Genomic DNA, 10,079 nt, shown 5'->3' on the forward strand with positions numbered 1-10,079 from the left:
CGTCTGGAGGCAATTCCATGCGCCGCAATCCGTATCGCCTTGTTGCTGGAGTCATGTTTGGTTTTTGCGCTGTGGTGTCCGGGGGCTGTGAGCCCTCGGAGGCGCATCCGTCTCCTCCGTTGGAGGCGCTGAGCAGCGGTCAATCCGTGGTCACCGCCGCGACGCCCGAAACGCTGCCCGCCAGCTTCCTGTCCGACATCGCTGAAGCCCTGCCGGAGAACCAGTCCGTCCCGGTCCATCACCCGGACTACGTCGCGCCCTCGAACGACCCCAACATCCTGGTCACGGCCACCGCGGATGTCTGGGTGACGTTCGTGTCCGAGGGCGCCACCTACCGCAACACGCTGGGTTACTTCACGTACCCGGACGGGAGTCCTCCTGCCACGGTGGAGGACGTGCAGAAAGTCGTCATCTTCCCCAATGCCTCGGCGTGGGGCTCCACGGGGGAACTCCACACGGGGGACCGCGTCCACCTGGGCCAGTTCTCCGCCGGGACACGGCTTGGCTTCTTCCTGGTGGCGGACGGCTGGGATGGGACCCAGGTGGACCTCTCCAAGCTGACCTACTACTCCGTGGACGCGCTCAACCCGGAGGCCGTCGAGCGCAGGCGCCACGTGATGAGCGCGTACCACCTGGAAACCCAGCGCCGGGTCCTGGCCTTCGAGGACTTCGACCGAGCGCATGAGCAGGTGGACGACGACTTCAACGACGTCGTCTTCACGGTGCGGAGCGATCCCCTGTCGGGCACGGGTTCGGGAGGTCCCACCCTGCCGGAGAAGCCCTGTCCGGAAGCCCCTTCCGCAAGCGTGCATTCCTGCCAGGAGTTGCATCAGTACTGCCCGTCACTGGGCAGCGGCGTCTATTTCCTGAACCCCTGTGATTCGCAGCCGTCCGCGTACTACTGCGACATGACCACGTCCGGAGGCGGATGGACGGTGGCCGGATGGCAGGCGTCCAACGCGAAGACGAGCCTGGGCGTGGCGACGCGCGGCACCCCGGGCGACGAAGACTGGTCGAAGAGCCTGGCGTGCCTCGACTTCAACAGCGTCAGGGTCTTCAACCGCACTTTTGGAGAGAGCTTTACCCAGTCCTACGCTCCCTCGGCATGGGGCTACAGCCAGACGAACATGGCCTTCGGTGTCGCGGGAACTGCCTTCAAACAAGGCACCTACGGGCCGGCCAGCTCCCAGATCATGATGGGGTGTGTCAATTATGGGTATTACGGGGGCGTCTATCCTGAGTACGCCTGCGATAGTGACGGCCAGAGAGGGGCTCAGGGGCACCTCGCTGACTACGCGGGCGAGTACTGCGCCGGCGCACGGCTCGACTACACCTGGGCGTGGAGCGACGGAACCACCTGCAGGTATCGCGGCGTCCCCTACACCTGGGGCTTCGCGGTCCGCTGAACCCGCCGCGTCTTGGAGGAGGGGAGGACCGGCCCGACGGTTCGGCGGGCCGGAATCCCCCTGACTTTTCCCACGCGGGATGGGGGCGGCTGGCGGAGAATCCCGCCCATGTCCGCCACCATCTTCGACCTGCACACGCTCCCCGCGATGCCCGCCGCGCTCCTGCGCGCGGCCTTCACCCGCAGGAAGGGGCGTGGGACGGCGCTGCCGGAGATGACGCTGCGGGCGCATGGCTGCCGCGCCTCACCGGAGCTGTTGGCGCGCTACCGCACCGCGTGCGGCTTCGACGCCGATGGCTTCCTGCCGGTGACGTATCCGCAGGTGCTCGCGACGCCGCTGCACCTGGGCCTGCTGGGCCTGCCCGACTTCCCGTACCCGGTGCTGGGCACCGTGCACGTGCGCAACCACATCCAGCAGCACCGCCGCATCGCGGACGCCGCCCCGCTCACCGTGTCCTGCCACTTCGAGGGCCCACGTGAGGTGCCCGCGGGAAATGAGTTCGACGTGCACACGCGCGTCGAAGCGGAGGAGAGCGGCGAACTGCTGTGGCAGGCCGTCACCACCATGCTGCGTCGGGACGGGGCCCGGAAGGACAAGGACTCCTCCCGCAAGGACCGCCCGCCGGACGATGCCCAGGCCGCGCGGTTCGCCGCGAGCCGTCCTGCCCCCTGGACCGTGCCCGCCGACACCGGCCGCCGCTACGCGCGGGCCTCCGGGGACTTCAACCCCATCCACCTCACCGCGCTCACGGCGCGGCCGTTCGGCTTCCCGCGCGCCATCGCGCACGGCATGTGGACGCTCGCGCGCTGCGTGGCGGAGCTGGGCGAGGCGGCCCACCCGGACGCGCTCCGCCTGGACTGCGACTTCAAGAAGCCCCTGCTCCTGCCGGCCCGCGTGACGTTCCAGACGGCCCGCGAGTCCGGGGGCGTGGCGTTCCGCGTGCTGTCGGAGGAGGGGAAGCCGCACCTGCTCGGGCGGCTGGACTGAAGCCCGAGCGACCTGCCGTCGGGCTGGAGGGCGGGCGGCCCACCGTCAGTCGCTGAGCTCCGGCAGGTCCGGCAGGCTGTCCGGATCCAGCTTCATCATCGCGCACAGCCGGCTCAACGTCGGGATGGTGGGCACCATCACGCCGCGCTCGACACGGGCCAGGACTTCCACCCCCAGCTCCAGATGCTCGGCGACTTCCTCCATGGAGAGCCCCGCCTGCTGCCGCGCCGTCTTCAGCGCCGCGCCAAGCGCTTCGGCCCGCTCTCTCCGACTCTGTGTCATTCCCCGAGCATGGCGCCATCCGGCCCTGCCGTCACTTGAATCCCACACGCACCGCTTCCGGACGGTGGGCAGCCCAGGGACCTGTCCTTCCCGGCGTGAAGTCCCCAACAGCACGCCACCCCCGTGGTCCCGCTGGACCGCCCCCGTCCCGGCCGCCTCCCACCCGGGCTCCTCCAGGGACCGCCCGAGCCCGTCCGCCGGAGTCCGCCCGTCCGGGGTGCCGGGCCGTTCCGGGGAAGGCCGGGGCGGGGTGGACGCCCGTCCAGGCCATGCGCACGGTGCCCTGGAGCGGTCCCTGCGGCATTGGCGCCGGTCAGGGCCTGTGTTAGGCCGCCGCTCCCTGCCCCTGGTCCTTGGGACACCTATCGAGGAGAAGTGAATGACCCGTCGTCACGTGCGAGTCGTCGGAGCGATGCTCCAGAACGAGATGGGTCGCTACCTCATCACCCAGCGGCCCCCCAAGGCGTCCCTGCCCCTGCTGTGGGAGTTCCCGGGCGGCCGGGTGGAGGAGGGGGAGGACGACGCGGCGGCGCTCGCCCGCGAACTCTACGAGGAGATGGGGGTCCGCATCGTGGTGCTGGAGCAGGTGATGCACACCCACCACGAGTACCCCACCTACGACATCGACTTCCGCGTGTTCCGCTGCCAGTTGAGCGACAGCGGTTCGGAGATCCACCACCTGCGCGTGCATGACCACCGCTGGGTGGCGCTGGAGGAGATGGGGCAGTACCGCTTCCCCGACGCGGACGCCAAGACGCTGGCCCGGCTGCTGGACCTGGACCACTGACCGTGCGCCCCTCCTCGCGCCTGTTCGCCGTCGCCGGCCTCCTGCTGGCGTGCGCCTGCTCCAGCTCCCGCCCCGTTCCTTCCGCCTCCAACGCCCCCGACGCGGGCATGCAGCAGGTGCCCGCCACGGGCATGGAAGGCTGCGTGCTCTACGCGGACGGCCGAAAGACGGGCACCGTGCCCCGGCAGGTGCCGGAGCTGTCGGGCCTGGCCGCCAGCCAGCGTCACCCCGGCATCTTCTGGGGACACAACGACTCCAACAACGCCTTCGAGCTGTTCGCCCTGGATGAGGCGGGCGCGGTGAAGGCCACGCTGACGCTCACCGGCGCGGATCCCCGCGACATCGAGGACGTGGCGGTGGGGCCGTGCGAGCCGGGACAGAAGGCCACCTGCGTCTTCCTGGCGGACACCGGCGACAACTTCGAGCGCCGCAAGGAAGTGCGGCTCTTCCGCCTGCCGGAGCCGGAGACGCTCGCGGACGCCACGCTCCCGGTGGAGGCGCTGCCCTTCACCTATGTGGATGGCGCGCACGACACCGAGTCGCTGATCATCGACGCGCGCTCCGGCCGCATCGCGGTGCTGACGAAGACGCGCGCGTCGCTGGGCGACCTGTACGCGGTGGAGGGCCTCAAGCCGGGCGGCTCCGGCAAGGCCACGAAGCTGGGCACCCTGCGCGTGCCCGAAGACGTGGACCGTTTGACGACCGGCGCCTCGCTGCACCCGTCCGGCGAGCGCCTGCTGGTGCGCACGTACACGCGCGTCTGGGAGGTCCGCAAGCCGGGGGCGAAGCGCCTGGAGGACCTCATCCAGGCGCAGGTGGTGGAAGTGCCCGGCGCCAGCCAGGCCCAGGCCGAAGCCATTACCTTTCTACAGGATGGGCGCGGCTACCTGCTGGGCAGTGAGTTCACGGGGGAGCCCCTGGTCCGCGTGGATTGCCGCTGATCCAACACTTCGGCGCGCCTCAGTTGTCATCCCGTCACGACCGGCGGTTGACGGCTTGGCGGAGGTGACCATCTTTGGCCGGCTAAGGGAACCGTCACACGACATGTCGTCTGTGTGTACGGGGGAGGGGGAGGGCGAGCGTGCCGACGATGAAGCCACAGGACCTGCCGCCGGGGATGGGCCCGCGCGGAAAGAAGAGCGACAAGCCAACACCCACGAAAGGTGGGTTCAAGTTCGGCTCACCACTGGGCTACATCCTCCTGCTCGTCCTGGGGTTCCTGCTGTTCCGGAACGTGTTTCAGGACGCGGGTGTTCGCCGGGTGTCGTACAGCCAGCTGCGCGACGCGGTGGAGAACGGCCAGTTCAGCCGGGTGCAGATCTCCAACGAATGGGTGAAGGGTTTCCTCAAGGACAACGCCCAGCCACCTCCGGCTGACAAGGGCACGCTGCGCAGCGAGCCCAGCGCCCTGCCGTGGATGGCCTACCGCGTCCCCGGGGACGAGGGGCTCGTGCCCCTGCTGGAGCAGAAGGGCATCCAGTTCGAGGCGGTGCCGCAGTCGAGCTTCAGCGAGGTGTTGTGGATCTGGCTCATCCCCATGGGCCTGCTGATCCTCTTCTGGAGCTTCATGATGCGCCGGATGTCCGGCGGCATGGGCCAGGGTCCGCAGAGCGTCATGAGCTTCGGCAAGACGCGCGCGAAGGTCCAGGCGGAGAACGACACCGGCGTGGGCTTCAAGGACGTGGCTGGCGTCGACGAGGCCGTGGACGAGCTTCGCGAAATCGTCGAGTTCCTCAAGACGCCGGAGAAGTTCCGCCGTCTGGGTGGCCGCATCCCCAAGGGTGTGTTGCTCGTCGGCCCTCCGGGCACGGGCAAGACGCTGCTCGCGCGGGCTGTCGCCGGTGAGGCGGGCGTTCCGTTCTTCAACCTCTCCGGTTCGGAGTTCGTGGAGATGTTCGTGGGCGTGGGCGCGGCCCGGGTCCGCGACCTCTTCGCCCAGGCCACCGCCAAGGCGCCGTGCATCATCTTCATCGATGAGCTGGACGCCATCGGCAAGAGCCGCAACTCAGGTGTGGCCGGCGGCCACGACGAGCGCGAGCAGACGCTGAACCAGTTGCTCGCGGAGATGGACGGCTTCGACAGCCGCGCGGGCCTCATCATCCTGGCGGCGACGAACCGTCCGGAGATTCTGGACAGCGCGCTGATGCGCCCGGGCCGCTTCGACCGGCAGGTGCTGGTGGACCGTCCGGACAAGCGCGGCCGTGAGCAGGTGCTGGAGATCCACGCCAAGGGCGTCAAGCTGGGCACCGACGTGGACCTGAAGCAGATCGCCTCCCGCACGCCGGGCTTCGCCGGCGCGGACCTGGCCAACGTGGTGAACGAGGCGGCGCTGCTGGCCGCGCGCAAGAACCGCGACGCGGTGATGCGGGCGGACTTCGAGGAGGCCATCGAGCGCGTGGTGGCGGGTCTGGAGAAGAAGAACCGCCGCATGAACGAGCGCGAGAAGGAGATCGTCGCGCACCACGAGGCGGGCCACGCGGTGGTGGGCTGGATGCTGCCGTACGCCGAGCGGGTGACCAAGGTGTCCATCATCCCGCGAGGCCTGGCGGCGCTGGGCTACACGATGTCGCTGCCCCTGGAAGATCGCTACCTCATGTCCGTGGACGAGCTGCGCGACAAGATGGCGGGGATGATGGGCGGCCGGGCCGCGGAGGAGCTCTTCATCGGCGAGGTGTCCACGGGCGCCTCCAACGACATCAAGCAGGCGACGGAGATCGCCAAGATGATGGTCCGCGACTACGGCATGAGCAGCCTGGGTCCGGTGGCGCTGAGCGGAGACCAGGGTCCGGGCTTCTTGAGGAGCGCGGGCCTGCCGGAGTCGCGCAGCTACTCCGAACAGACGGCCCGGATGATCGACGACGAGGTCCGCAAGATGGTCTCCGAGGCGCTGGACCGCGCCCGCGAGGTCCTCAGCGTGAACCGCGAGAAGGTGGAGGCGCTGGCGGCAAGGCTCCTGGCGACGGAGGTCATCGAGGAGGAGGCGATGACGGCCATCCTGGGGCCCAAGGTGCTGGCGCGGCGGGGCCTGCTGCATCCGGAGGCGCGCACGGTGATTTCGGCGCATCCGGTGGGAGGCAACGAGTCTGAACCGGTGGTGCCGCCCACGCAGCACACGCAGGGCAAGTTCGATTCCTGAGTGCTTGCCTGCCCTCCGGGCAGACCTTCGCCCACCGGATCCACCGCCAGCCTGCGGTGGCCGGTGGGCGAAATTACTTTTGGCAGACAAGGAGGCGTCGCCGTGGAGAACCGCATTGGGAAGAGCTACGTCGCGCGGAAGTCGTTGTTCGCCAAGGGCCTCAAGGACGGCCGACTCACGGTGCAGGAAATCGAGGAGGCGCTGCCTCCGGGGACGCTGACGGCCGCCGAGCGGTGGCTTCTCTACTACTCGCTCCGGGCCGCGCAGGTGGAGATCATCGACGAGGTGACGGGACAGGTGGATCACGGCTTCATGGCCGAGGCCCCACCTTCGGCTCCTTCCAACCACTAGCCGCGTTGACAGGGGCGCCCTCGCGGTTAGGTTCGCGCCGCGTATCAAGGTCCGCTCTTTCAACCCCCTGGTGCAGGTTCGACAATGGACGGCAAGCCCCGCAGCGACGAGACCCCGGAGACGCAGTCCCCCGCCAACGAGGCGGGGGAGGCTTCCCCGACCGACTTTCCGGAGGACCGCGAGGCCGCATCGGACGGCGAGGTGACGCGGCTCCAGACGGAGCTGGAGGCGGCTCGCCGCCGGGTGAATGAGCTGGCGCGCGCCTACCAGGACCTCAACAAGGACCGCGAGGAGTTCAAGCAGCGGCTGACGCGCGAGCGGGAGCGGATGATCGACGTGGAGCGCGGCAACGTCGCCGGCACGCTCCTGGAGGCCATCGACGAGCTGGACCTGGCGCTGGCCTCCAGCCACCAGGACACCTCGCCGCTGGCCCAGGGCGTGCGGATGATCCGCGACAGCCTCCTGGCCAAGGCGCAGGCCACCGGCATCGAGCGCATCCAGATGGTGGGCCGTCCCTATGATCCCAACGTCGCCGAGGCGGTGGACATGGAGATCACCCCGGTGCAGGACGACGACCAGAAGGTCGTGGCCGAGTTCCGCGCGGGCTACCGCCTGAAGGATCGCATCATCCGCCCGGCCCGGGTGAAGGTGGCCCGGTACGTGGCCCCGGCGCAGGCCTGAAGGGCCGTCCCCAGGCGCTGGGGTAACGCGCTGGCGAAGCTCTGGCGCCGGCTCTTCTGACGCTCCCGGCGAGACTCCGGGGCTGGCGGGGGCTGGCTCCCTTCCTGGCCTCTCATGCGCCGGGAAGGGTGGGGCCGGGCGGTCTGTTGGGGCCTGACGCCATGGCCCGCCGTGTAAGCTGCCGCCCCGTGTCCGTCCGACTGTTCAGCCTTCTTCTCGCGGTGGCCTCCGCCCCGGTGGCGCAAGCCGCCGAGGATCCGCTCCCGCCCTGGCTCCAGGCCCGGGTGCGCGAGCACACCGCCTACTTCGCCGCCCCACCGCCCCCGTCGCCCGCGACCGAGGGCACGGCGGGTGTGTCCGCCCTGTGGCGCGAGCGCCCGGCCGGGAGCGCGGGCGTTCCGAACTTCGTGCCCCCCACGTCGCTAGCGCCGCTCATCCGCGCGGTGGAGGCGGGCGTGGTGAACATCACCACCGTGGGCCCCGGCGCGCTGCCGGGCGCGGTGAAGCGCTCCACCGGCTCCGGCTTCGTGCTGACGCCCGACGGGCTGGTCGTCACCAACAACCACGTGGTGGCCAACGCCCAGGGCCCGGTGGTGAATCCGTCCGGCTCCGGCGTCACCCCCGACAAGGGCGGCCCGCGCGAGGTGCCCCTGCAGCAGGTGTCGGTGCGGCTGGCGGACGGCCGCGAGTTCCCCGCGGAGGTGGTGGGCCGCGACGCGTCCACGGACGTGGCGCTCCTGCGGCTGAGCGGCGCGGGGCTGGGGACACTGCCGGCGGTGTACCTGGGGGACTCGGACGTGCTGGAGGTGGGCGACTGGGTGGTGGCCATTGGCAACCCGTTCGGCCTGGACCACTCGGTGGCGCACGGGATGATCTCCGCGAAGGAGCGCGTGCTGGGCGTGGGCCAGTTCGACGACTTCATCCAGACGGACGCGCTCATCAACCCCGGCAACTCCGGCGGCCCGCTCTTCAACATGCGCGGCGAGGTGATTGGCGTGAACACCGCCATCATCAGCGAGGGCCAGGGCATCGGCTTCGCGGTGCCCATCAACCTGGTGAAGGACCTGCTGCCCAACCTGCGGGAGAACGGCAAGCTGGAGCGCGGCTGGCTGGGCGTCGTCATCAACGAGGATGGCGAGGACTCCACCACCACGGCGCCGGTGGTGAAGGACGTCTACCGGGGCAGCCCCGCCGCCGCCGCGAACATCCGTCCCGGGGACCGGCTGGTGGCGGTGAACGGCCGGCCCATTGGCAGCTACCTGCAGCTGCTGCGCAAGGTGGCGCTGCTCGCGCCGGGCACGGAGGCGAAGCTGACGCTCTTGCGCGAGGGCGGCACGCAGGAGGTCGCGGTGCGGCTGGTGGCGCGCCCGGCGCAGGAGGCCACGGAGGGCCTGACGAACCGGGGTGGCAGCACCGCGAACGACCTGGGGCTGGTGCTCCGGGATTTGACGCCGGAGGTGGCCGCGCCCCTGGGCTACGAGGCGTTCCTGGGCGCGCTGGTGTCCGGCGTCGTCCCGCGCGGCCCGGCGGAGCAGTCCGGCCTGCGCGCCGGCGACGTCATCACCGAGGTGAACCGTCGCCGGGTGAAGGACGCCGCCGGGGTGAAGGCCGCCCTGGAGCGGGGCAGCGCGGGGGCCAGCATCCTCCTGCGCGTCCAGCGGGGCGACGCGCTCCAGTACATCGCCATCGCCCGCTGAAGCCGGGGACGCCCGGGCCTACTTCTTCGGGGCGTCCTTGCCGTTGAGCCACAGGCCCATGTGCCCGCCGCTGCGGCCCTCGGTGAGCAGCACGGACTCGATGCGGGCGTTGACGCCGTAGTTCTTCCCGCCGCCCTTCTTGGGCAGCGTCCACACGCTCTGCGGCGTGAAGACGACCTGCGCGCGCACGCCCCGCGTGGAGAACAGGCGGCTGAAGACGCCGCCATTCCACCCGTCCGGCGCCGTGCCGCTCACCGTGAGGTAGCTCATCACCGGGTTGCCCTGCGCGTCCGTCTTCTTGGGCGCCCCGTGGGTGAGCGCGTACTTCCCGCCCCCGAAGAAGGGCGTGATGTTGATGGTGTACTCGTTGGTGCCGGGGTTGAAGTCGCCCGCGGACAGCATGGTGGCGTCGTCCTCCGTGATGATCATGTAGAGGCGCTTGCCCGTGTACTTCTTGCGGAAGGCCTCCGCGTTGGCCTTGCACTGCGGGTCCACGAAGGCCCCGTCACACTCGCCCACGTACTTCTCCAGGAAGGCCCCCAGGGCTCCCAGGGGCTCGGACTCGTCGCGCAGCTTCGCGAAGCGCGAGTCCACGTCGGCCAGGGCGAGCGTGGGCACAAGGAGGGCAAAGGCAGCGGCCAGGAAGCGATTCACGGCGGGAACTCCCAAGAAGAGGGGGATGACGACCCGGAGGATGCTGCCACTTCCGGACGCGCCGGGGGCAGGGCTTTCCCATGGGTGGGGCTTGGTGG

10 protein-coding genes are annotated in these 10,079 nt (G+C 70.0%); 8 read left to right on the top strand and 2 right to left on the bottom strand.

Annotated elements, in window-relative coordinates:
• Positions 1 to 17: 17 nt before the first annotated feature.
• Positions 18 to 1,406, top strand: coding sequence for a DUF4114 domain-containing protein (locus tag D7X74_RS14600; protein WP_120533566.1), 1,389 nt, complete (start codon positions 18 to 20; stop codon positions 1,404 to 1,406).
• A 108-nt stretch (positions 1,407 to 1,514) separates the two neighbouring features.
• A complete protein-coding gene (locus D7X74_RS14605) occupies positions 1,515 to 2,393 on the top strand; it encodes a MaoC family dehydratase (RefSeq protein WP_120533567.1) in 879 nt (292 codons plus the stop codon).
• A gap of 45 nt (positions 2,394 to 2,438) precedes the next feature.
• Here the strand turns inward: D7X74_RS14605 and D7X74_RS14610 are convergent, their stop codons facing one another.
• Positions 2,439 to 2,675, bottom strand: coding sequence for a helix-turn-helix transcriptional regulator (locus D7X74_RS14610; RefSeq protein WP_120533568.1), 237 nt, complete (start codon positions 2,673 to 2,675; stop codon positions 2,439 to 2,441).
• Positions 2,676 to 3,054: 379 nt separating this feature from the next.
• On the opposite strand from D7X74_RS14610, the gene D7X74_RS14615 reads away from it, so the two are divergent.
• The 6 genes from D7X74_RS14615 (at position 3,055) to D7X74_RS14640 (ending at position 9,327) form a co-directional block, all read left to right on the top strand.
• Positions 3,055 to 3,462 (top strand): (deoxy)nucleoside triphosphate pyrophosphohydrolase, encoded by a 408-nt coding sequence (locus D7X74_RS14615; protein ID WP_120533569.1) that lies wholly within the window; start codon positions 3,055 to 3,057, stop codon positions 3,460 to 3,462.
• 107 nt (positions 3,463 to 3,569) lie between these two features.
• Complete coding sequence (locus tag D7X74_RS14620; protein WP_341870450.1) at positions 3,570 to 4,403, top strand: hypothetical protein; 834 nt, start codon at positions 3,570 to 3,572, stop codon at positions 4,401 to 4,403.
• A gap of 149 nt (positions 4,404 to 4,552) precedes the next feature.
• A complete protein-coding gene (gene ftsH, locus D7X74_RS14625; protein WP_370450755.1) occupies positions 4,553 to 6,598 on the top strand; it encodes an ATP-dependent zinc metalloprotease FtsH in 2,046 nt (681 codons plus the stop codon).
• Between the two features lie 102 nt (positions 6,599 to 6,700).
• A complete protein-coding gene (locus tag D7X74_RS14630) occupies positions 6,701 to 6,949 on the top strand; it encodes an RNA polymerase sigma factor region1.1 domain-containing protein (RefSeq protein WP_120533571.1) in 249 nt (82 codons plus the stop codon).
• 84 nt (positions 6,950 to 7,033) lie between these two features.
• Positions 7,034 to 7,630, top strand: coding sequence for a nucleotide exchange factor GrpE (locus tag D7X74_RS14635; RefSeq protein WP_120533572.1), 597 nt, complete (start codon positions 7,034 to 7,036; stop codon positions 7,628 to 7,630).
• Positions 7,631 to 7,791: 161 nt separating this feature from the next.
• Positions 7,792 to 9,327, top strand: coding sequence for a trypsin-like peptidase domain-containing protein (locus D7X74_RS14640; protein WP_199741826.1), 1,536 nt, complete (start codon positions 7,792 to 7,794; stop codon positions 9,325 to 9,327).
• Between the two features lie 18 nt (positions 9,328 to 9,345).
• Here D7X74_RS14640 and D7X74_RS14645 read toward each other — a convergent pair.
• On the bottom strand, positions 9,346 to 10,079 hold a 734-nt coding region (locus D7X74_RS14645), incomplete at its 5' end, for a DUF6066 family protein (RefSeq protein ID WP_370450754.1).

The organism is Corallococcus sp. CA047B, assembly GCF_003612065.1.
Taxonomy (GTDB): Bacteria; Myxococcota; Myxococcia; order Myxococcales; family Myxococcaceae; genus Corallococcus; species Corallococcus praedator.

Coding starts and splice junctions, on each gene's coding strand:
- D7X74_RS14600 (WP_120533566.1), top strand. CDS start 18: ATGCGCCGCAATCCGTATCGCCTTGTTGCTGGAGTCATGTTTGGTTTT.
- D7X74_RS14605 (WP_120533567.1), top strand. CDS start 1,515: ATGTCCGCCACCATCTTCGACCTGCACACGCTCCCCGCGATGCCCGCC.
- D7X74_RS14610 (WP_120533568.1), bottom strand. CDS start 2,675: ATGACACAGAGTCGGAGAGAGCGGGCCGAAGCGCTTGGCGCGGCGCTG.
- D7X74_RS14615 (WP_120533569.1), top strand. CDS start 3,055: ATGACCCGTCGTCACGTGCGAGTCGTCGGAGCGATGCTCCAGAACGAG.
- D7X74_RS14620 (WP_341870450.1), top strand. CDS start 3,570: ATGCAGCAGGTGCCCGCCACGGGCATGGAAGGCTGCGTGCTCTACGCG.
- ftsH (WP_370450755.1), top strand. CDS start 4,553: ATGAAGCCACAGGACCTGCCGCCGGGGATGGGCCCGCGCGGAAAGAAG.
- D7X74_RS14635 (WP_120533572.1), top strand. CDS start 7,034: ATGGACGGCAAGCCCCGCAGCGACGAGACCCCGGAGACGCAGTCCCCC.
- D7X74_RS14640 (WP_199741826.1), top strand. CDS start 7,792: ATGGCCCGCCGTGTAAGCTGCCGCCCCGTGTCCGTCCGACTGTTCAGC.